The following is a 21,336-nucleotide window of genomic DNA, read 5'->3' on the forward strand; positions in this document are numbered from 1 at the left end:
CCTTAAACCGGCGTCCTGTGGTTTTTCCGAGCTATAGCAGATCTAAAAACAATAGCGTATTGTGGCATAAATTTACTCATTCAGGGAATTTTGCCGATGACCTTCGACTGGTGGCTAACCTATCTGGTGACAACCTTTATCCTCAGCCTGTCGCCGGGTTCTGGTGCCATTAACACCATGAGCACCACCATCAGCCACGGTAAACGCGGTGTTGTCGCATCCATTGCCGGCTTGCAGCTTGGCCTGGCGCTGCATATCGTTTTGGTCGGCATTGGTCTGGGCGCTCTCATTTCCCAATCCCTGCTGGCTTTCGAAATACTGAAATGGCTGGGAGCGGCCTATCTGATTTGGCTGGGTATTGTACAGTGGCGAGCGGCTGGCGCTGTGGATCTTCATGCGCTTGCCACTAGTCTGCCTCGGAGAAAACTGTTCAAAAGAGCGATTTTCGTCAATCTGACCAACCCGAAGAGCATTGTTTTTCTGGCCGCGCTGTTTCCACAGTTTGTATTGCCTCATCAGCCGCAGGCGGCACAATATCTGATTCTGGGCGCGACTACGTTGATAGTGGATATCATCGTGATGATTGGGTACGCCGCGCTGGCTACGCGAATTGCTGGTTGGATTAAGGCCCCGCACCAGATGAAGTTGCTTAACCGTATTTTCGGCGGTTTATTTATGCTGATAGGCGCATTGTTGGCGACAGCCAAAAAAGTGTAGCCGAGAAGTGAATATCTGGCCGGAATACTAGTGATCCGGCCAGTAAGGGTTATTTCGAAAATATCAGATGCAATCCGAAACCAACAAATAATACGCCCGCCAAACCATCAATCCATTTCGACAAACGCTGGTAACCGCGGCGCATCACCGGCAGGGCAAATACACAGGCAACAACGCTGAACCAGATAAAGGTTTCTGCAACGATCAGGATAAACAATCCCCAACGCGCGCCAGCGCTGACGTCATCTCCGACAAACAGCGAGAATACGCTGCCAAAATAGATCACCGCTTTCGGGTTAGATAAGTTGGTCAGAAAGCCGCGCAGGAAAGTACGGCCGCGGACTGGCAGCGTCATTTCTACCTCGCCTTCCCCCAGCTCGCCTTTGGCCCTGGCTGATTTCAGCAATTGCCAGCCCATCCAGCACAGATAAAGCCCACCGCCGACCATAATAACCTGATGCAGCCACGCCATTTTTTGCAGAATTAAATGCAGCCCCATCAAGGCCACGCCTGCCCAAACCACAATTCCCAGAGATATTCCTACCACGCCCATCATTGCTTCGCGACGGGAACGGCTGGCGGCAGTTTGAGAAACGAAAAAGAAGTCAGGGCCGGGGCTCATCAAGGCAATAAGGTGAACCAACGCCACGGTAAGAAAAAGCATCAACATGAAGATAATCCGACAGGAAATGAGAGAAGAAAAACCACTGTATCACGAGGACGGCAGCCCAACCAGACTGCCGTTTATGCTTTATATTCAACGCTGGCAGGCGCTATTCATCGTTATCCACATGATCGCGAATCATCGCCATAAATGGCGCGCCGAAACGTTCCAGTTTACGCTGCCCTACGCCGTTGACGCTGAGCAATTCGCTGGCCTTAATCGGCATCTGCTCCGCCATTTCCAGCAGCGTCGCATCGTTAAAGACGACATAAGGCGGAATGTTTTCTTCGTCAGCAATGGACTTACGCAGTTTGCGCAATTTGGCAAACAGTTTGCGATCGTAATTGCCACCGTAGGACTTCTGATTAGCGCTGCTGCGCGGTTTCAGGCTTTGAATGCGCGGCACCGCCAGTTGCAGCGGAATTTCGGCACGCAAAATAGGTCTGGCGGCCTCGGTTAATTGCAGGGCGGAAAACTGCGCGATATTCTGGCTGAGTAAGCCTAAATGGATTAACTGGCGCAGAACGCTCACCCAATGCTCATGGGTTTGATCCCGGCCAATGCCGTACACCGAAAGTTTATCGTGCCCCATTTCGCGAATACGCTGATTATTCGCTCCACGCAGCACTTCCACGATATAGCCCAAACCAAAGCGTTGCCCAACGCGATACACGCAGGATAAGGCTTTTTGAGCGTCACCCAGCGCGTCATAACGTTTCGGCGGGTCAAGGCAGATATCACAGTTGCCGCAGGCCTGTTGTTTCCCTTCGCCAAAATAATTTAGCAATACCAAACGGCGGCAGGTTTGCGCTTCGGCAAAAGCCCCCATGGCATTCAGTTTATGACGTTCGACGTCCTGCTGAGCACCGGCAGGCTTTTCTTCCAGACAGCGGCGCAACCACGCCATATCCGCCGGATCATAAAGTAAAATCGCTTCCGCAGGCAGGCCATCACGCCCGGCGCGCCCCGTTTCCTGATAATAAGATTCGATAGTCCGCGGAATATCAAAATGCACCACAAAACGGACGTTTGGCTTGTTGATACCCATCCCAAAAGCCACGGTGGCAACCACCACCTGTAAATCATCGCGCTGAAACGCTTCCTGAACCTGGGCCCGTCGTTCGTTATCCAGACCGGCGTGATACGCGGCCACGCTCAGGCCGCGGCTTTGTAGACGCGCAGTGGTATCTTCAACTTTAGCCCGACTATTGCAGTAAATAATGCCGCTTTTACCACGTTGATCCTGCACAAAGCGCCAGAGCTGATCCAGCGGCTTGAACTTCTCAACCAAGGTATAGCGAATATTGGGCCGATCGAAACTGCTGACCTGAATCAGCGGCTGATTAAGATCCAGCAACCGAACAATATCGCCGCGCGTGGCTTCATCCGCCGTGGCGGTGAGAGCAATAACTGGCAACGCGGGAAAACGACGTTTGAGCTGACCCAGAGCGCGATATTCCGGGCGGAAATCGTGTCCCCATTGGGAAATACAGTGAGCCTCATCAACCGCCAGCAGCGCCGGACGCCAATGCTCAAGCTGTTCGAGGAAGTTTTCCATCACTAAGCGCTCGGGAGCGATATACAGCAGTTTAATCTGACCACTGCGGCAACCTTCCATCACGGCCAGTTGCTGCTCGCGAGTTTGTGATGAATTGAGACAACCCGCGGCGACGCCGTAGGCCTGAAGTTGGTCAACCTGATCTTTCATCAGTGAAATCAGCGGAGAAACCACCAGCGTCAAGCCATCCATCACCAGCGCCGGGATCTGATAACACAAGGATTTTCCGCCGCCCGTCGGCATCACCACCAGACAGTCCTGCCCGGCGAGCGTTGCATTGATGATTTCTTGTTGCCCTGGTCGGAATTGTTGGTAGCCGAAAGTCTCTCGCAAGACCTGCGCTGCCAGCTGTTCCTTATTTATCACTGCCGCGGTAGACACTCGTTTCCCCAACTCTTGGATCTGAACAGGCCGGTTAACCGGCCTGTATGTGATTCTGCACTCACGCCAAACGGCGTTACATGACGTCGTTCAACATGATACCCACACCGACACGGGTTTGCCTAAAGTTATAGTCAATCATTGACTCACCGTAGCCGCTGAACACCTGTGTGTAGAAGCGAACATGCTTGGTGATGGGGTAACTCCAGCCCATTTCAGCCGCGCCGTAGCCGGAATTCCAGTTATAGCGCCCTTCCATGCTAAATACACTATCGCCCCAGGCATAACCGACTTTCAGGCGGTAGTAACCCAAATATTTAGTGATATCTGGATTATCATCTTTTGCATCATTTTCCGAGAAGCGATACCAAGGTTTCAGATCTATCTCCCAATCTCCGCGCTGCGCCATCACGCGCGCATAGGCGCGATCCCAGCTACGAGAAGTTGGGTCTGCTTTACCGTTAGATTGGTGGTTCAAACCCACTTCTATTTCGCGGAAAGTCCAGCCCGCAAAGTCATAATCCGTTGCCCAGGCCAGGAATACCTGCGGCTCATAGTTAGTTTCGCGGAATGGCGAAGATTCCCCGCTGTTCGAAGCCTGCCACCACGAACGCTGAGTGTAGGATGCGCCCAACAGAGAGTTTTCCCCGGCAATGCCACGCCAGATAGGGAACCCTAAGCTCAGTTGGAATTTAATCTCATCTTTACGGGCATTTTCGGCCCAATCATAGGAACTAATGGCTTCTTTATTGATATTGCTGGAGTAGGTATAAAGCAGGTAATTGGTTTCGTACGGATATAGCAGGAAAGGATTATCGTGGTCTTGCAGCATGGCGGCAATAATACTTCCACGAATCGCAGGCGCATCATGAATCTTTTCTACCTTGGCTTCCTCAGCCTGTGCTAAAACCGGCACAAATAACAATACCATCAATATTCGCCAAAAGTGTCCCATCATTACTCTCATCGCCTCATAGATTATTCGTAATTTTAATGAAAAGCAGCTCATTCTACACACAAATGGCAGTCTGGCTTAGCGTTGTTTATTTTTATGAATCCGTCACTAGCGCGCAACAAGTTATGGGCATAAAATAAACATTTAGTTAACAGCCGCCGTATTATTATCGGCTACGAAAGTGAGAATCAAGCCACATGTCTGGAACCATATTAACCCTTGAAGAAGCGCGCCGCTTGATTGGCGAAGTTTTTGTCTACCACATGCCGTTTAATCGTGAGCTAGGTCTGGAATTACGCCGCTTTGAACAAGATTATGCAGAGTTAGCCTTTAGTCATCAGGATAGATTAGTCGGAAATATCGCTCAGCGCATCCTGCATGGCGGTGTTATTGCTTCCGTACTGGACGTCGCCGCCGGTCTGGTCTGCGTTGGTAACAGCCTGACACGTTACGAACCCTTGATTAAAGAGCAGTTACAGCAACAGCTATCTAAAATGGGCACCATCGATTTGCGCGTGGATTATTTGCGCCCCGGCCGCGGCGAGCATTTCACCGCCAGCAGCAGCATTCTGCGCAGCGGTAATAAAGTCGCTGTCGCTCGCGTTGAATTACATAATCAGGATGCGGTTCATATCGCCAGCGCCACTGCGACTTATTTAGTCGGGTAATTGTCTTTTTTCAGTGAGTAAACGCCAATGATGCTTAGCTGCAACAAGTTAAGTACACTCACCGTATCCCTTTTTTGTTCAGAGCTATTCCATGGATAAGCAACAAACGCGTCAGGGCATTTTCTTTGCTCTGGCGGCCTATTTTATTTGGGGTCTTGCCCCGGCCTATTTCAAATTAATCCAGCAGGTTCCGGCAGATGAAATTCTGACCCATAGGATTATCTGGTCATTCTTTTTTATGCTGATTCTGCTCACGCTGAGTCGCAATTGGCCACAGGTACGCCAAGCCTGTCGGAATAAAAAACGCCTGTTATTACTGGCGTTCACTGCACTGCTGATTGCCAGCAACTGGCTGCTGTTTATTTGGGCGGTCAACAACCACCACATGCTGGAAGCCAGCCTGGGCTACTTCATTAACCCCTTGGTTAACGTATTGTTCGGTATGCTATTTCTAGGCGAGCGTTTTCGACGGATGCAATGGGTCGCGGTCGCGCTGGCGTTTGGCGGCGTGCTTATTCAACTGTGGCAGTTTGGCTCGTTACCGGTGATTGGGCTGGGGCTGGCGATAAGCTTCGCGCTTTACGGCTTATTACGTAAGAAAATGGGCATAGACGCGCAGACCGGCATGCTGGTAGAAACGCTGTGGCTGTTACCTATTGCCGCAGTATATTTATTCTTCTTTGCCGATAGCCCAACCAGTCATTTGAGCGCTAACGCCTGGTCGCTCAATCTGCTGCTGGCCGCTGCCGGTGTGATTACCACCATTCCGTTGCTGCTGTTTACCGCCGCTGCCGGCCGGTTGCGCCTCTCTACGCTGGGCTTTTTCCAATACCTCGGCCCAACGCTGATGTTTGTCCTAGCCGTCACTTTCTACGGTGAAACCATCAGTAACGACAAGATGGTGACCTTCGGGTTTATCTGGGCGGCGCTGCTAATATTCACGCTGGATGCGCTCTATACCCAACGTAAGTTACGCAAATAGGCTGCGACGCCCGATGTAGCCTCATCGGGCGCTCACACAGTTTGGGCCTTACAGCCAGTTTTTACGTTTGAAGTACAGATAAGGGGCTAAACCGGCGACGATCATCAGACCAATAGCCCCCGGATAGCCGAATGACCAACGCAGTTCCGGCATAAATTCAAAGTTCATACCGTAGCTCGAAGCCACCAGCGTCGGCGGCAGGAAGACCACGGAGACCACCGAGAAGATTTTGATAATCCGGTTTTGTTCGATGTTGATAAAGCCCATCGCCGCCTGCATCAGGAAGTTAACCTTTTGGAACAGGGATTCGTTGTGCGGCAGCAGGGATTCGATATCTCGCAGCACTTCCCGCGCCTGCTCTAGCTGACCAGTAGGCAAACGCGCTTTACGCACCAGGAAATTCAGGGCGCGCTGAGTATCCATCAGACACAAACGCACCTTCCAGCCGATATCTTCCTGCTCCGCCAACGTGGACAGCGCGGCATCGTACTCATCTCCCTGATGCCCTTCCATAATCACGCGGCTAAGCGCTTCCAGATCGCTGTAAATATTCTCTATTTCGTCAGCCAACTGCTCGATTTTGGTTTCAAACAAGTCCAGCAGCAGCTCATAGGCGTTGCCGTCGACCAACGTCTGGTTGCGGGCGCGCATCCGATACAGGCGGAAAGCGGGTAACTCGCGCTCACGCAGGGTATACAGGCGGCCATCCCGAATGGTAAATGCGACGGTGGAGTTACCAGCGTGATCTTCGGCGTCTTCAAAATAGAAGAATGAGTGAATGTGCAAACCGTCTTCGTCTTCAAAGAAACGAGCGGAAGCCTCGATATCATCCAGTTCTGGCCGGGTCGCCAAACTCTGCCCTAACTCACATTGAACACGCTCACGCTCACCTTCTTCTGGCTCCACCAGATCCACCCACAGCGAGGTAGTCAGATCTTCGGATTCATCCAGCTCCAGACGGGATAAGCGATTGTTCTCTAATTTAAATGCGCTCAGCATGTGCCATAACTCCCTTGGGGAATGGATAGAGATTACGCATTGAAGCACAGAAACAAGGGGATGTCGTTACATCAGCAAGTTTCAGACCATAAGGAGATCTGACTCACAGCGACGGTCAAACGAGGTCGCTGACAACCACGAAGGCTATCAGCAAAAGAGGATAGCCTTAGAAGTTGCACCATATGAACAGGTTATTGAGCCAGCATCTACTGGGTGTGTCCAAGGCGAATGTCCTCATTAAGAATAGTGCGCGCATGTTACGCTGAGAAGAAAAAGGCTGTCAACCGCTACGCCGCAGTTAGTCGCAGCCTGAAATTCATCCTATTTCCTGGCAAATATTGTTGTCAGCGTAAACAGATGATAAACGGCAGACTTAGGCTAATCACTCTGGCTTATATCTGCCTTCCGCTTCGGCTACATTGGGCGCTACGCCTCAACTGGAATAACGGTAAATGAAACAAATCACTCGACCTATGCTGGCACAAATGAGCGAACAGGCTAGACAACTCAGCCGTTTGCGCACTCATCATAATTTTCACCCGGAACTGAGCGATTCCGTCCAGCGTCTGGCAATAGCCATGGAGCCACTAACCTACGTGCGCCCACATCGTCATCCACATACCTGGGAAGTACTAACTGCCCTTTCCGGACATTTTGTGGTGCTGTTATTCAACGATAATGGCGAAGTGACAGAGCGGGTAGTACTGGGAAAAGAAGCGACCATTCTGGAGATTCCTGCCAATACTTGGCACGCGGTGCTGTCGATGGAAGAAAATGCAGTGATTTTTGAGGTGAAACTCGGCCCCTATCAGCCAGTCAACGCGGAAGATTTCGCGCCTTGGTCACCGGCAGAGAGTGAACCAGAAGTCGCCAATATGCTGGCATGGTATCAAACGACTACGGTCGGCGAGCGTTATTCCGCTTAACTATTTGATTTAAAAATGATGAAAAAAACCGGAGTTATCATTAGCTCCGGTTTTTTTATGCTGCAACGGCGAATGATGGCTTATACCGCTTCCAGTCTCGCATAGGCTGCAACCAGCCATTTAATCCCTTCGCCTGGAAAAGCAATTTGCAGGCGGCTGTGCTCGCCGCTGCCTTCCAGATTCACCACCGTACCTTCACCGAATTTAGGATGACGAACTCGCTGACCCAGAGTGAAACCGCTGTCGTTTTCATTCATTGGCGTCCCCATACGGCGATGATTTACCGGACGAGAAACGCTGGCGCGTAGTCTGACTTCTTCGATACACTCCTGCGGCAGCTCACCGATAAAGCGGGATGGGCGATGATTGACTTCTTTACCGTACAGTCTGCGGCTTTCCGCATAGCATAAGGTCAGTTTTTGCATCGCACGGGTTAAGCCTACGTAGGCCAGCCGCCGCTCTTCTTCTAAGCGTCCACCTTCATCCAGCGACATTTGGCTCGGGAACATGCCCTCTTCCATACCTACTATGAATACCTGCGGGAATTCCAACCCTTTAGCTGAATGTAGCGTCATTAACTGTACCGCATCCTGATAGGCGTCCGCCTGCCCTTCCCCAGCTTCCAGCGCGGCGTGGGACAAGAACGCCTGCAACGGCATCAGATCTTCATCCTCGTCCTGATAACTGTACTGACGCGTGGCGTTGACCAGTTCCTCAAGGTTTTCGATACGAGCCTGACCTTTTTCGCCTTTTTCCTGCTCATACAGGGTCCACAGGCCGGAATCGCGAATCACGCGGTCGGTTTGCACGTGCAGCGGCATATCTGCTGTTTCGTGAGCCAGTGAATCCACCAGTTCCACAAAACGCTGTAAAGCAGAGGCAGCGCGCCCCGCCAGCACTTTTTCCTGCAATAACGCTCGAGTAGATTGCCACAGCGTAAGCTGGCGATCCCGCGCAGTCTGGCGCACTACATCTAGAGTACGATCGCCGATACCACGGGTTGGCGTATTGACCACTCGCTCAAAGGCCGCGTCATCGTTACGATTGGAAATTAAGCGCAGATAAGCCAATGAGTCTTTGATTTCCTGACGTTCGAAGAAGCGCTGACCACCATAAATGCGGTACGGCATCGCCGTTTGCAGTAAAGCCTCTTCCAATACGCGAGATTGGGCGTTGCTACGGTACAAAATAGCGCAGTCGTTTAACGCACCGCCGTTGTCTTGCCAGGCTTTAATCCGGTTCACCACAAAGCGCGCTTCGTCTAATTCGTTGAAAGCGCAATAGATCGAAATCGGATCGCCTTCCACGCCGTCGGTCCACAGGTTTTTCCCCATTCGGCCATCATTGTTGGCAATCAGGGTATTCGCCGCTTTCAGAATATTACTGGTAGAACGGTAATTCTGCTCCAGACGGATGGTTTCCGCGCCGGGGAAATCCTTCAGGAAGCGTTGAATATTCTCAACCTGCGCACCACGCCAGCCGTATATCGATTGATCGTCATCGCCGACGATCATTACGTTGGAACGATCGCCCGCCAGCAGGCGAATCCATGCATATTGGATGCTGTTGGTGTCCTGAAACTCATCCACCAGAATATTGGTAAAACGTTCACGATAATGATTCAGAATATGCGGTTTATTCAGCCACAGTTCATGAGCACGCAGTAATAACTCGGCAAAATCGACCAGACCGGCGCGATCACAGGCTTCCTGATAGGCCTGATAAATACGCAGCCAGGTGGCTTCTACCGGATTACCGTAGCTTTCTACGTGCTGCGGCCGTAAACCTTCGTCTTTCTTACCGTTGATGTACCACATTGCCTGACGCGGCGGCCACTGTTTTTCGTCTAAATTCAATGCCTTAACAATGCGTTTCAGTAGCCGATGCTGATCGTCGCTGTCGAGGATCTGAAAGTCCTGCGGCAGATTGGCGTCCAAATGGTGTGCCCGCAATAAACGGTGCGCCAACCCGTGGAAAGTCCCAATCCACATACCGCCCTGGCTGGTACCAATCAAATGTTCGATACGGTGACGCATCTCCGCCGCCGCTTTATTGGTAAAGGTCACGGCAATAATGGAATAGGGTGAAGCATTCTCAACGGAGAGCAGCCAGGCAATTCGATGCACCAGCACCCGGGTTTTACCACTGCCCGCACCGGCCAGTACCAACAGGTTGCAGCGCGGCGCGGCCACGGCTTCACGTTGTTTTTCATTCAGGCTGTCGAGCAGATCAGAAACGTCCATAGGCACCGTTTATCGGGTAAGGGAAAACCGCGCTGTCGCCCGGTTTGACCGGACGACCATCAGCATTCCACTGGGAATTTATACAGAGTAATTGATAGGATTATAACAATGCTGTGAGAGATGCCAACTGCGAAATCTCAATATGTGGCAGTAAACGGGCATCATTGACCGCCATGATATTTTTCTGCCGATCGTTAATCCAGCAGGCCTGCATGCCGCAACGCAAGGAACCAGCGACGTCGGTGGTGAGATCGTCACCCACGTGCAAAATGCTTTCCAGCGGCAAATCCAGCTTATTGGCCGCCTTTTGGTACATATCACGATAAGGTTTGGCACGGCCATTGGGGCCAGAGCGCAGCACAAACTGGAAATAGCGGCTTAAACCGCAGGCGGCAGGATCGGCGTTACCGTTTGTGATAGCCACCAGCGGGAAGCGTTCTGACAAGGTCTCCAGCGTATCGTGAGTCGCCGCAGGCACATGAATACGGCTACGCCACAGGGCGAAATTCTCCATCGCCGCGTCAGCACCTTTACGGGCTTCATCTTTGGTCAGGCCGTGGCGAATAAGACCTAACTCCAACGCCTGCCAACGCCACTGGGTAACATCGTGATAAATATCCGGATCGCTGGCCAGCAGTTCAATGCGAAAACGATGAAAATCCGCCACCTCAAGCTGGCGTAAATTCGGATGATACTGTTGCAGAAACGCCACCGATTCCTGTTCGGTACGGGAAATCACCGGGCGGTTGTCGTACAGAGTATCGTCCAAATCGAAGGTTATAGCCGCAATCGGCTGTAATGGTCGGTAAAAATGCATCAGGATTTGCCTCGTTTGGCTCGCGGATGGGCGGCATCATACACCGTTGCCAAATGTTGAAAGTCGAGATGGGTATAAATTTGTGTGGTCGTTAGATTGGCGTGGCCGAGTAATTCCTGCACCGCACGCAGATCGCCGCTGGATTCCAGCATATGAGTGGCGAAAGAGTGGCGCAGTTTATGGGGATGAATATGGCTGCTAACGCCTTGTTTTATACCCCATTCGGCAAAGCGTTTTTGCACATTGCGCGCAGAAATACGCTTACCGGTATTGGCGAGGAAAATGGCGTCATCGGCGGGTTCAAACAACTCCCGTAGCGCTAGCCAATGCTGTAACCAAGTCACCGCCGTAGCGCCCATCGGTACTTTACGTTCTTTGCTGCCCTTGCCCATCACCCAGATTTCGCCACTGGCCAAATCCACATGTTTGCAATCCATTCCCACCAGTTCGGCTAAACGTAAACCCGCGCCGTACATGACTTCCAGCATCGCCCGATCCCGCACCGCCAAAGGATCGTTAAGATCGATGTCCAACAGTCGACTGACTTCATCCACATCAATATTTTTTGGCAGATGGCGCCCCGTCCTCGGCGTACTGACGCCTTTGGCCGGATTGGCGTGTAACACGCCCTGGCTGACCAACCAATCGAGAAAACTGCGTAATGCCGACAGGCGCAGCGCCAGGCTAGAAGACTGTAATCCAGCACGCTTGCTGCGGGAAACCAGCGAACGTACCTGCGCCGCATCCAAACTCTCCCACTGGCTCAGCCCCATTTGACCCGCCAGTTCCATCACCGCCTGTAGCTGTCGAGAATAACTGGTTATGGTTAAGGGACTCAGTTGCCGTTCAACCTTCAGATAACGCAAAAAGGCTTCAACGGACGGAGAGAGCGTAGCGGGGATTTCACTCATACTCGTTCGATCCAGCGCTCCAACAAGGTAGGCAACATCAGCGCTAACTGATGCAGCATCACCGTACCCATACCCTGCTGATAATGTTGTGTATCACGGCTACTAAAGATAACCACGCCCAAATCGCCATTCGCGCCCATCAGGGACATCGCAACCGAGCCGACCTGTTTAGCCTGAGGCAACAGCAACAAAAGCTCTGGCCCATTTAGGCTGCCGAGGTAATGACGCTCATCCCCCAAACGCTGAATGCGCATCGGTTCAAAAGCGTGGCGTGCTAAACCCAGATGAGTGAAATCGGAAGGCGCGCCAATATGCCAGCGGTCGTTAAACAGGCGCACATTGGCTCCTGCCAATCCAAAATCCCGCGCCCAGCGCTGTAGGCGATTCAGCATATCTTGCAGGCTTTCGGCGGAGGTCAGATTAGTTTGTAACTGTAACAGACGGTTAAACAGCAGCTCATTCAGACCGGCCTGCTCCATCAACAGGGTAATTTCTTCTTCCAGTTGATGAATCTGATTACGTTGACGAGCCAGTTGCCACTCGACCAGAGACACGCTGCCTCTGACCGGATGGGGAATTTGCATCTGTTCAACCAAACGGGCATTACGGATAAAGAAGTCGGGATTTTGCAATAAATACTGCATGACAGCGTCGTCGTCTAACTCAATGCCAGCCAGCGCCTGTTCCTCATAATTCTTCATTCTTCAACACCCATCATAAATGAATAAAACCGTCGTAGACGTGGGTCGCAGGCCCGGTCATATACAACGGGTGACCCGGTCCTTTCCAGCTGATATCCAGGCTGCCACCCGGTAGCTCGACGTGAACCTCTTCACTCAGCAATGCCTGCTGAATACCGACTGCCACAGCCGCACAGGCTCCGCTGCCGCAGGCTTGTGTTTCTCCTGCGCCGCGTTCGTAGACCCGTAAACGAATGTGTTCCCGACTGACAACCTGCATAAAGCCAATGTTGGCGCGCTCAGGAAAACGCTCATGATTTTCCAATACTGGACCCAGCAACTCAACGTTGGCAACCGAAACATCGTCCACTTGCAGTACACAATGGGGATTTCCCATCGAAACCACCCCGCACAGCACCGTGTGCTCTGCCGCGCGCAAAATGTAGGTTTTTTCAGCTTTTATCGCTTTAAACGGAATCGCCTGCGGCTCAAAATTAGGTTCACCCATATTGACGCACACCAGCTCATCCTCCGTCACGCTAAGCACCATACGCCCAGTTTGCGTACTGACGCGAATATCACGCTTGTTGGTCAGCCCCTTAATCCGCACGAAACGAGCGAAACAGCGGGCACCGTTACCACATTGAGAGACTTCGCTGCCATCCGCATTAAAAATGCGATAGTGGAAATCCAGCTCAGGATCGTAAGGCGGTTCAACCACCAGCATCTGATCAAAGCCCACGCCAGTGTGCCGGTCAGCCAGTCGTCGGATAAGCTCCGGCGAAAAATAAACATTCTGTGTGACGGCATCGACAACCATAAAGTCGTTGCCAAGACCGTGCATTTTGGAGAACTGCATATCATGCTCCACTGACTACTGGCTAAATCCGGACGCGATAAAGCGATTTATCGCAGTAAGCATCTGGCCTCCAACAGCAGGAGGCCAACGTCAAACTGCGGGGAGAATCTGGGTTACTGTAAGCCGCCGATAGACTGAGTCTGCTGCGAGCCAACATTATCTTCTTGGTTTTTCTGCACTTTGCCTGAATCTGGCGGTACAGTTTCTGTCTTTGAATTTTCCGCAGGAGGGAAATAAAGTGGCCCTTTTAAGCCACATCCGGATAGCCCCACCAACATCATGGCGACCAGCGGCCAGCGTAGTTCTCTTTTCATTGCATTAATGCCTGTAATTCATGCGTCCAAGGTCTCTATAATCGCAGGTGGATCATGAAAAGCAATAGGAATTGAATATGAACGACAGCGAGTTCCACCAGTTAGCCGATCAATTGATGTCAAACATTGAAAATGCAGTGGATAATTTTGATGGCGACAGCGATATAGACTGTGAAACTAACGGGGGCGTTTTGACCCTGACTTTCGAGAACGGCAGCAAAATTGTGATTAACCGCCAGGAACCCTTTCATCAGGTTTGGCTGGCAACCAAAACCGGTGGTTACCATTTTAACTATCGGGAAAATGAATGGCACTGCGACCGCAGCGGGAAAACTTTCTATACGCTGCTTTCTGAAGCCGCCACGGCTCAAGCCGGTGAAGAGGTTAGCTTCGACTAACCTTTATTCCAGCGCCGGCCAGTAAGAATCGGTAAAAGGACACAAAACAGCGTGTCCTGATTTCCGGTTTACCAATGACGTTTAACGATAACTAGTGCAGCTGAAACTGTTGCGGCGGCGTGGAAGACTCTTTTTCCGTCGCGTTATGACACAGATGAGAAAGCGTAGTGCTGCGGAACGGAATCACCTGAGTGCGCCCGTCTAACTGCACAATCTGATAGAACTGCGGCAGGTTAAAGTTAATAAAGCTGGAGCCATAGGTGAAACGATCGTGAGACGATGAGTAGAAGCGGCTGACATCGCGCACCAACTCTTCTTTACTGCCTTCGCAATGATGGTAAACCTCAACTCTATTGCTCTCGTCGAGAATGTAGATATTGAAGCCTTTCCCATCGCTAGTGCCTTCAAAGAAGAACTGAATAATTCCTTCACTAGCGAATCCGTCGACAACCGGCGGTAAATGAATCTGATCGGTTTCTACCTGAATCGACAGACCATGCAGCTTGTTATTGGAAATGGCACCGTAGAATTCCACCGCATTTTCCAGTTTCTGCACCGATACACTAAGACGCTCGAAGAACAGCCCCCAGGTCTGCCCGGCGACTCGAACCGCTTTAAAGCGACCCGGTTCTTGACGAGTGCTGGAAAGGCGCAGCTCGATGCATTCGGATACCAATTGTTGAATGCGGGTGCGAATCAGCCCGCGTAAATGCTGGCTGTAGCAGAATACATCAACGGATTCCGGCGGCGCGGCGTCCTGATGCATTTTGCCTAAAATGGTTTTCAATGCCTCCAATACCGCCTGTTCGCCGCTGAAATGCAGGGTTCGCACTTCGTTCCACGAGTTGCGATACAGTAAATCGATACTGCCCACCAGACACTGCTGTTGCTCACCGAAACTGAATACGTCCAGTTTTCGGAAATCAAAATGCACAATCTGGTTGCGGAAAGCGGCCGTCGGATCGTTTTCCAGATTGACGATGATCGCCAGATGGCGGATTTCGCACGGGCTGTACAGCGCTTTCGGCGTCGGCGCAGGCAAACGCAATGGGAAATGGTGAGAAACATCCGTCACCAGTTCTTGCAATTTTACCGTATCGCACAAATTGGCGCTTTTAATATGTAAATGCGTTTTTGACGTCAGTAAGCCGTTGAAATAAGCCCAAGCCACCAGTTTGTTCAGATAGCGGTTATATTCCAGCGGCTGATGGCTCACTATGGCATCCATAGACGGAGCCTGATTATACAAATACCAACCGGGCCGGTTAGCGCGTCCTGCCGGTACGTGAATAAAGGTCAAATGTTCTTCGGACAGATCCGGCGAGATTTGTGGGTTAACTAAAGTAACTTTACCCGGTAGCGCCTCAAAGGCCGCATAGAGTTTACGGGTCAATACCCCGATATCCTGCGGACTGGCACTAACGCTCAGATTATTACGACGCGCGAAACGGATCAGATTGCGATAACTCTGCATCATCGCATCCAACAGCTCGTTATGCGCTTCACGCACCCGCTCAATTTTCCAGTTGGCGCGATTGTCCAGCATTTCCAGACGCTCTTCGCTCCAGCCCCACTCACTAACCAGTTGGCTCAGTATCTCCCGACGCCAACCGCTGCTGGCCGGCGTTTTAGACAGTTTTTCGCAAACTTTCAGATAGAAACAGCGGCGGACTAAATCCAGACGAGTAGTATCTTCGATTTGCGTCAGATAACGCGTGACGCGATCCAGCATCATGCAGTAGCCATCCAGACCGAATGACACAATCTCGCCTTTATGCAGACGCTGCTTGATTTCCATCGCCAGCAGCTGAGAATTCGGGTATTCCCACGAATACGCTTCCAACAGCAGCGTTTTCAAGACGGCTTTGTAGGGTGAATCAATACTCTTATAGAGCTGCCACAGGCTGGCTCCGAAATACTCTTCAGCCGATAGGGTACTCAAGCCACCGAGATCCAGCCATTCATTTGGCGTCAGCGCACCTTGGGCATATAAAGAAAGCACGTAATCGTCGTAATGGCCTTCTTCTTCTATCGGCACCATATTCCACAGAATACGTTTCCCCGCCAGGCGCACTGCGCTGCGGTAGAACTCGTCTAATAACAGAATATGTTGCGTAGAACCGCAGTCTTCACCGCCCAAACTGCCGCTGGCATTGTGGCGGAAACGGTTTTCGTCGATCAGGAAAAAGCTGACTTCGACGCCCATAGAGGCCGCCCATTTCTCCAATTGGCTGCATTTTTGTTGTAGCTGATTGCGTTCTTCGTTATCCAGCCAGGCTTGGTGGCACACCCAAATGTCCAGATCCGAAGTGCTGCTTTGCCCAATAGAAGAGGTACTGCCCATGGTGTAAACGCCGGTGATCGGCAGTTCGCCTTCCCGCGCTAATTGCAGCGGTTCACCCCATTTGCTTTCAACTTCAGTAATATACTGTTGTTGGGTTTCCGTAGGCGTGAAGAAACAGACGCCGTGGGGAACGTTACCATCAAGGTAACCTGGCATCAGTGGGTGATGATAATGTAATAAGGTTGGCAGCAGACTGTAGACCTTTTGGAAGGCTGGCCCCATGGCCGCCAAGGCGCGATCGACTCGTAATTGGTTGATCGCATCCAGTCGCTGTTTCAGTGTCTCGATGTAGAGGTACAAGACGTCTCGCCTGATTGTTCCAGTGCCTAGAAAAAAACCCGTGTTCCCGATTCGCCTTTAGTTTAGAAGAATATTTAACGAATTATTGCTGGAAACGTGATCAATCTAACACCTTGCCGATTGACCGTAAAGAAAGTAAAGCTATATGCGCCATTCTAATACTTACCCAGCCACCCTATCCAGCCGTCCATTTGTTACCATAGCGTCTTTCTTGCACGGTTATCCGCCTGAATCCTGTGGCTTCTACACTGACAGTTTTCCCTTCTCGGTGTTAGGATGGTTAGCTAAATATAAAAACGGTAATGAGCATGTTAGACAAAATTATTCGAATTGCCACGCGACAAAGCCCATTGGCATTGTGGCAAGCACATTATGTACAGCAGCTGCTGCAAGCCTGTCATCCGGGGCTACAGGTGGAGCTGGTTCCGATGGTGACCCGCGGAGACATTATCCTTGATACGCCTTTGGCCAAAGTGGGTGGCAAAGGCCTGTTTGTAAAAGAGCTGGAGCTGGCGTTGCTGGAAGGCCGAGCCGATGTCGCCGTGCATTCTATGAAAGACGTGCCGATCGCCTTCCCCGAAGGATTGGGGCTGGTCACTATTTGTGAACGTGACGATCCGCGAGATGCTTTTGTTTCGAATAATTACCAGCATATGGATGAATTACCGGCGGGCAGCGTGGTGGGTACTTCTAGCCTGCGCCGTCAGTGTCAGCTACGCCAACGCCGCCCGGATCTGATCGTCAAAGATTTGCGCGGCAACGTAGGCACTCGTTTGTCGAAACTGGATCAGGGCGACTACGATGCCATTATTCTGGCCGTCGCCGGTTTAAACCGCCTTGGTTTGAAAGAACGTATCCGCTACGCCATGAGTCCGGAAGAATCCTTGCCAGCAGTCGGCCAGGGCGCTGTCGGTATCGAATGCCGTCTGGATGATACTCTCACCCGCGAACTGCTTGCGCCACTCAATCACCGCCAGACTGAGCTGCGCGTGTGCGCCGAACGCGCCATGAATACCCGCCTTGAAGGCGGCTGTCAGGTGCCAATTGGTAGCTACGCGGTGCTAGAAGATGACACTCTGTGGCTGCGCGCGTTGGTCGGCGCGCCGGACGGTAGCCAAATGATCTGCGGTGAACGCCGCGGCCCATCTGCCAATGCAGAACAAATGGGCATCGAGCTGGCCGATGAGCTGCTCTCTCGCGGTGCCAAAGAAATTCTGGCGCTGGTTTATCAGGATAATCCGCCACTATGACTATTCTGGTCACTCGCCCTTCTCCTGCCGGTGAACAGTTAGTCAGCCGCCTACTAGCACTAGGTCGGGTTGCCTATCATGCGCCTTTAATCGATTTCTCTCCGGGCCGAGATTTACCTCGTCTACCGGAAATGTTGGCAGAAATGCAGGCAGGCGATCTGGTTTTTGCGCTGTCGCAGAACGCCATTCGCTATGCCAACCCGCTGTTAAACAGAAATAAACTGTTCTGGCCTGCCGAGCTATCTTATTATGCTATAGGTCGCTCGACGGCATTGGCGCTGCACACGGTGAGTCGCCTACCGGTCACTTTTCCGCCGATGGGTGAAACCAGCGAAATGCTGCTCTTACTGCCTGACTTGCAGGAATTACAGGGTAAAAAAGCCCTGTTGCTGCGTGGTAACGGTGGTCGGGAGCTATTAGGTGAAAGCCTCGCAGCACGCGGCGCCGAGGTCACATTTTGCGAATGTTATCAACGTAGCCCGATCTATTACGATGGCAGTGAGCAAAGCGCCCACTGGCAGCGAGCCGGCGTTGATATCCTGGTGGTAACCAGCGGCGAAATGTTACAGCAGATCTATACTTTAATTCCTGATTACTATCGTTCTTCCTGGCTGCTGCGCTGCCGCCTGATAGTGGTGAGCGATCGTTTGGCCGCCCTTGCCAGTCAACTAGGCTGGAATGACATTCGAGTGGCTGAGAATGCCGATAATGACGCGCTGATCCGCGCGCTACAATAAACCTGACTATGGGATGCCCAATATGACGGAACACACTACCCCATCCGCCCCAGTGGAAGAGACAACCACAGCGGTTGAGCGGCCCCAACAGCCAGAGGCTGAAACACCAAAAGACAAGCGTAGCGGGCCCATTCTCGGCGCTGTTGCTATCGCCATTGCAATTATTCTGAGTGCCGGCCTTTATTATCAGGGCCATCAACAGAAACAACAGTTGGTCGCCGCCAATCAAGCGTTACAAGACCAACTAGCTGCGTTAAAAACCAGCCAAACGCAGGAAAAACAGCGGCTTGAAGCTTTGTTACAGCAACAAGGTAAAGCGCTAGACACCGCTGACCGCCAGCAAGCGTCTTTGGCTCGCCAACTCAATGAACTGCAAGGGAAAGTCGCCACCATTTCCGGCAGTGATGCTAAAGCCTGGCTGCTGGCTCAGGCTGATTTTCTGGTGAAAATGGCAGGACGTAAACTGTGGAGCGATCAGGATGTCCTCAGCGCCGCAACCTTATTAAAAAGCGCCGATGCGAGTCTGGCGGATATGAATGATCCGAGCCTGATTGAGGTACGCCGCGCCATTACCGAAGATATCAGCGCACTGTCTGCCCTAAGCCAAATCGATTTTGACGGGATCATTCTCAAGCTAAATCAGCTTTCTAATCAGGTCGATAATCTGCGCATGGCGGATAACGTGACTGATGATGCGCCGATGGATGAAGACAGCACCGAACTGTCCAGCTCCCTTTCCGATTGGAAACAGAATTTATCCAAAAGCTGGCACAGTTTCCTCTCCGATTTCGTGACTATTCGCCGCCGCGATAGCAGCGCCGAGCCGCTGTTAGCACCGAATCAGGATATTTATCTACGGGAAAATATTCGTTCTCGCCTGTTGGTAGCCGCTCAGGCGGTTCCGCGCCATCAGGACGAAGTGTACAAACAGTCGCTGGAAACCATTTCAACATGGGTTCGGGCTTATTTCGACGTTAACGACCCGAGCACCAAGGCTTTCCTCGATGAACTGGAAAGCCTGAGCCAACAATCGATCTCAATGGACGTGCCGGATCAGCTAAAAAGCCAGCCGCTACTGGAAAAGTTGATGCAAACTCGTGTCCGTAACCTGCTGGCGCAAACGCCTGTGGTCAATCAGGAGGGATAAGTATGATTCGAGTCTTACTGCTATTTCTGCTGCTGATCGCCGGGATCATTCTTGGCCCGATGCTCGCCGGTCATCAAGGCTATGTATTGATTCAAACTGATGATTACAATATTGAAACCAGCATCACTAAATTGACCATTATGCTGGTTGGATTGATTTTCGTGCTGTATCTCATCGAATCTGTATTACGTCGAATGTTCCGCACCGGGGCTCGCACCAGAGGCTGGTTTATCGGTCGCAAACGCAGCCGCGCTCGCAAGCAAACCAAAGCCGCGCTGATCAAACTGGCCGAAGGCGATTTTAAGCAGGTTGAACATTTGCTTACCCGCAACGCCGAGCACGCCGAACAGCCAATGGTTAACTATTTGCTGGCAGCCGAGGCGGCTCAGCAATGCGGCGACGAGTTCCGAACCAATCAATATCTGGAGCGAGCTGCCGAAGTGGCAGATACCGACCAATTACCGGTAGATATCACTCGGGTACGTATTCAACTGGCTCAGGGGCAGATCCACGCCGCTCGCCACGGGGTTGATCGCCTGCTGGAACTGGCGCCGCGTCACCCGGAAGTATTAAGGCTGGCGGAGCAGGCTTATCTACGCACCGGGGCTTTCAGCTCATTGCTGGAAATTTTACCGGCGATGCAGAAAATACAGTTGCATACCGCGGCTGAAATCAGCGCGCTGGAACAGCAAGCTTATATTGGCATCATGAATCAGTGCATGGCCGAAGAAGGCAGCGATGGATTGAAGCGCTGGTGGCACGATCAAAACCGCAAAATCCGCCATAATGTGGCGCTGCAGGTAGCTCTAGCTGAACACCTGATTGAGTGTAACGATCACGAAGTGGCGCAACAGGTGATTCTAGATGGGCTAAAACGTCAATATGACGAAAGACTGATCTTACTGATCCCGCGCCTTAAATCAGGTAATCCCGATCCTTTGGAAAAAGCATTACGTCAGCAAATCAAGCAGCACGGCGCGACGCCATTGCTAAATAGTACGCTGGGGCAATTGATGCTGAAGCACGGCGAGTGGGAACAGGCTAGCGAAGCCTTCCGCGCTGCGCTGCAACAGCGTCCCGACGGCTACGATTACGCCTGGCTGGCCGATGCTTATGACAAACTGCACCGTCCAGAAGATGCGGCTCAGGTACGTCGTGAAGGGTTAATGCTAACGCTGAAACAAAACGGCGAGTAAAATCTTTTACTGTGATTGAGACAGGCTCCTGCGGGAGCCTTTCTTTTATCTGCCGAACCGCAAACTTTCCTACCGGCAAAAAAAAACACTTGCCGATTAAGCAAGTGTCATAAAATATCAGGTCTACAGTCAACAGATTGGTGCCTCACTCAACGTTACGCCCGGTATGTGATGAAGGAGGGGATTGGTTACCGCTCAACATCGTTTACGTGGACAATAGGCACCCTAAAATTGGCTCTGCATCATCCCTGGGTTTATGAAGACTAAGCTGTCATAAGAAGTGGGATGAG

The 21,336-nt window shown here is 51.7% G+C and carries 21 protein-coding genes; 10 read left to right on the plus strand and 11 right to left on the minus strand.

Going from position 1 to position 21,336, the window contains the following annotated elements; translation table 11 throughout:
• The first annotated feature begins 96 nt into the window (after positions 1-96).
• A complete protein-coding gene (rhtB, locus tag ACQ4OC_RS12920) occupies positions 97-717 on the plus strand; it encodes a homoserine/homoserine lactone efflux protein (protein ID WP_064514395.1) in 621 nt (206 codons plus the stop codon).
• A gap of 49 nt (positions 718-766) precedes the next feature.
• Here rhtB and rhtC read toward each other — a convergent pair whose 3' ends face one another.
• The 3 genes from rhtC to pldA all read right to left on the minus strand — a co-directional run bounded on the left by rhtC (position 767) and on the right by pldA (position 4,275).
• A complete protein-coding gene (rhtC, locus tag ACQ4OC_RS12925) occupies positions 767-1,387 on the minus strand; it encodes a threonine export protein RhtC (protein WP_064514397.1) in 621 nt (206 codons plus the stop codon).
• 103 nt (positions 1,388-1,490) lie between these two features.
• Positions 1,491-3,320 carry an ATP-dependent DNA helicase RecQ gene (recQ, locus tag ACQ4OC_RS12930; protein WP_064514399.1) on the minus strand — a complete coding sequence of 610 codons (1,830 nt, stop codon included), beginning with the start codon at positions 3,318-3,320 and terminating at the stop codon, positions 1,491-1,493.
• A 76-nt stretch (positions 3,321-3,396) separates the two neighbouring features.
• Complete coding sequence (pldA, locus tag ACQ4OC_RS12935; protein WP_071889780.1) at positions 3,397-4,275, minus strand: phospholipase A; 879 nt, start codon at positions 4,273-4,275, stop codon at positions 3,397-3,399.
• A 197-nt stretch (positions 4,276-4,472) separates the two neighbouring features.
• Here pldA and ACQ4OC_RS12940 point away from each other — a divergent pair, with 197 nt between their 5' ends.
• The gene (locus ACQ4OC_RS12940; protein WP_064514403.1) at positions 4,473-4,943 is read left to right on the plus strand and encodes a thioesterase family protein; all 471 of its coding nucleotides are present in this window, start codon (positions 4,473-4,475) and stop codon (positions 4,941-4,943) included.
• Between the two features lie 91 nt (positions 4,944-5,034).
• The gene (rarD, locus tag ACQ4OC_RS12945; RefSeq protein WP_120806469.1) at positions 5,035-5,925 is read left to right on the plus strand and encodes an EamA family transporter RarD; all 891 of its coding nucleotides are present in this window, start codon (positions 5,035-5,037) and stop codon (positions 5,923-5,925) included.
• Between the two features lie 48 nt (positions 5,926-5,973).
• On the opposite strand, the gene corA is transcribed toward rarD, so the two are convergent.
• Positions 5,974-6,924, minus strand: a complete 951-nt coding sequence (gene corA / locus ACQ4OC_RS12950; RefSeq protein ID WP_064514406.1) for a magnesium/cobalt transporter CorA — start codon at positions 6,922-6,924, stop codon at positions 5,974-5,976.
• A 452-nt stretch (positions 6,925-7,376) separates the two neighbouring features.
• Here corA and ACQ4OC_RS12955 point away from each other — a divergent pair, with 452 nt between their 5' ends.
• Positions 7,377-7,850 (plus strand): WbuC family cupin fold metalloprotein, encoded by a 474-nt coding sequence (locus ACQ4OC_RS12955; RefSeq protein WP_064514408.1) that lies wholly within the window; start codon positions 7,377-7,379, stop codon positions 7,848-7,850.
• Between the two features lie 80 nt (positions 7,851-7,930).
• Here the strand turns inward: ACQ4OC_RS12955 and uvrD are convergent, their stop codons facing one another.
• The 6 genes from uvrD to lptM all read right to left on the minus strand — a co-directional run bounded on the left by uvrD (position 7,931) and on the right by lptM (position 13,674).
• Positions 7,931-10,093, minus strand: coding sequence for a DNA helicase II (uvrD, locus tag ACQ4OC_RS12960; RefSeq protein WP_064514410.1), 2,163 nt, complete (start codon positions 10,091-10,093; stop codon positions 7,931-7,933).
• A gap of 100 nt (positions 10,094-10,193) precedes the next feature.
• Positions 10,194-10,910: a 5-amino-6-(5-phospho-D-ribitylamino)uracil phosphatase YigB gene (gene yigB / locus ACQ4OC_RS12965; protein WP_064514411.1), complete on the minus strand. Its 717-nt coding sequence runs from the start codon at positions 10,908-10,910 to the stop codon at positions 10,194-10,196.
• A complete protein-coding gene (gene xerC, locus ACQ4OC_RS12970) occupies positions 10,910-11,821 on the minus strand; it encodes a tyrosine recombinase XerC (protein WP_064514413.1) in 912 nt (303 codons plus the stop codon). Before xerC ends, yigB begins: the two co-directional genes overlap by 1 nt.
• Positions 11,818-12,522 carry a DUF484 domain-containing protein gene (locus tag ACQ4OC_RS12975; RefSeq protein ID WP_064514415.1) on the minus strand — a complete coding sequence of 235 codons (705 nt, stop codon included), beginning with the start codon at positions 12,520-12,522 and terminating at the stop codon, positions 11,818-11,820. Before ACQ4OC_RS12975 ends, xerC begins: the two co-directional genes overlap by 4 nt.
• A 13-nt stretch (positions 12,523-12,535) precedes the next feature.
• Positions 12,536-13,360 carry a diaminopimelate epimerase gene (gene dapF / locus ACQ4OC_RS12980; protein ID WP_049600810.1) on the minus strand — a complete coding sequence of 275 codons (825 nt, stop codon included), beginning with the start codon at positions 13,358-13,360 and terminating at the stop codon, positions 12,536-12,538.
• Positions 13,361-13,473: 113 nt separating this feature from the next.
• On the minus strand, positions 13,474-13,674 hold the full coding sequence (gene lptM / locus ACQ4OC_RS12985) for an LPS translocon maturation chaperone LptM (RefSeq protein ID WP_064514417.1): 201 nt from the start codon (positions 13,672-13,674) through the stop codon (positions 13,474-13,476).
• 77 nt (positions 13,675-13,751) lie between these two features.
• Between lptM and cyaY the strand changes: the two genes are divergently transcribed.
• Entirely contained in the window at positions 13,752-14,072 is a 321-nt protein-coding gene (gene cyaY, locus ACQ4OC_RS12990; RefSeq protein ID WP_064514419.1) for an iron donor protein CyaY, read from the plus strand.
• Between the two features lie 91 nt (positions 14,073-14,163).
• Here cyaY and ACQ4OC_RS12995 read toward each other — a convergent pair whose 3' ends face one another.
• Positions 14,164-16,716: a class I adenylate cyclase gene (locus tag ACQ4OC_RS12995; protein ID WP_064514421.1), complete on the minus strand. Its 2,553-nt coding sequence runs from the start codon at positions 16,714-16,716 to the stop codon at positions 14,164-14,166.
• Positions 16,717-16,730: 14 nt separating this feature from the next.
• On the opposite strand from ACQ4OC_RS12995, the gene ACQ4OC_RS13000 reads away from it, so the two are divergent.
• The 5 genes from ACQ4OC_RS13000 to hemY all read left to right on the plus strand — a co-directional run bounded on the left by ACQ4OC_RS13000 (position 16,731) and on the right by hemY (position 21,046).
• Positions 16,731-16,919, plus strand: coding sequence for a hypothetical protein (locus ACQ4OC_RS13000; protein ID WP_071889783.1), 189 nt, complete (start codon positions 16,731-16,733; stop codon positions 16,917-16,919).
• Between the two features lie 105 nt (positions 16,920-17,024).
• Positions 17,025-17,966: a hydroxymethylbilane synthase gene (gene hemC / locus ACQ4OC_RS13005; protein WP_064514423.1), complete on the plus strand. Its 942-nt coding sequence runs from the start codon at positions 17,025-17,027 to the stop codon at positions 17,964-17,966.
• Positions 17,963-18,703 carry a uroporphyrinogen-III synthase gene (gene hemD, locus ACQ4OC_RS13010; RefSeq protein WP_430971225.1) on the plus strand — a complete coding sequence of 247 codons (741 nt, stop codon included), beginning with the start codon at positions 17,963-17,965 and terminating at the stop codon, positions 18,701-18,703. The genes hemC and hemD overlap by 4 nt, the downstream gene beginning before the upstream one ends.
• Before the next feature lie 22 nt (positions 18,704-18,725).
• Entirely contained in the window at positions 18,726-19,850 is a 1,125-nt protein-coding gene (gene hemX / locus ACQ4OC_RS13015; protein WP_064514427.1) for a uroporphyrinogen-III C-methyltransferase, read from the plus strand.
• Between the two features lie 2 nt (positions 19,851-19,852).
• Positions 19,853-21,046 carry a protoheme IX biogenesis protein HemY gene (gene hemY / locus ACQ4OC_RS13020; RefSeq protein WP_064514430.1) on the plus strand — a complete coding sequence of 398 codons (1,194 nt, stop codon included), beginning with the start codon at positions 19,853-19,855 and terminating at the stop codon, positions 21,044-21,046.
• Positions 21,047-21,336 lie beyond the last annotated feature (290 nt).

It is taken from the genome of Yersinia sp. J1 (assembly GCF_050586585.1).
GTDB classification, from domain to species: domain Bacteria; phylum Pseudomonadota; class Gammaproteobacteria; order Enterobacterales; family Enterobacteriaceae; genus Yersinia; species Yersinia entomophaga.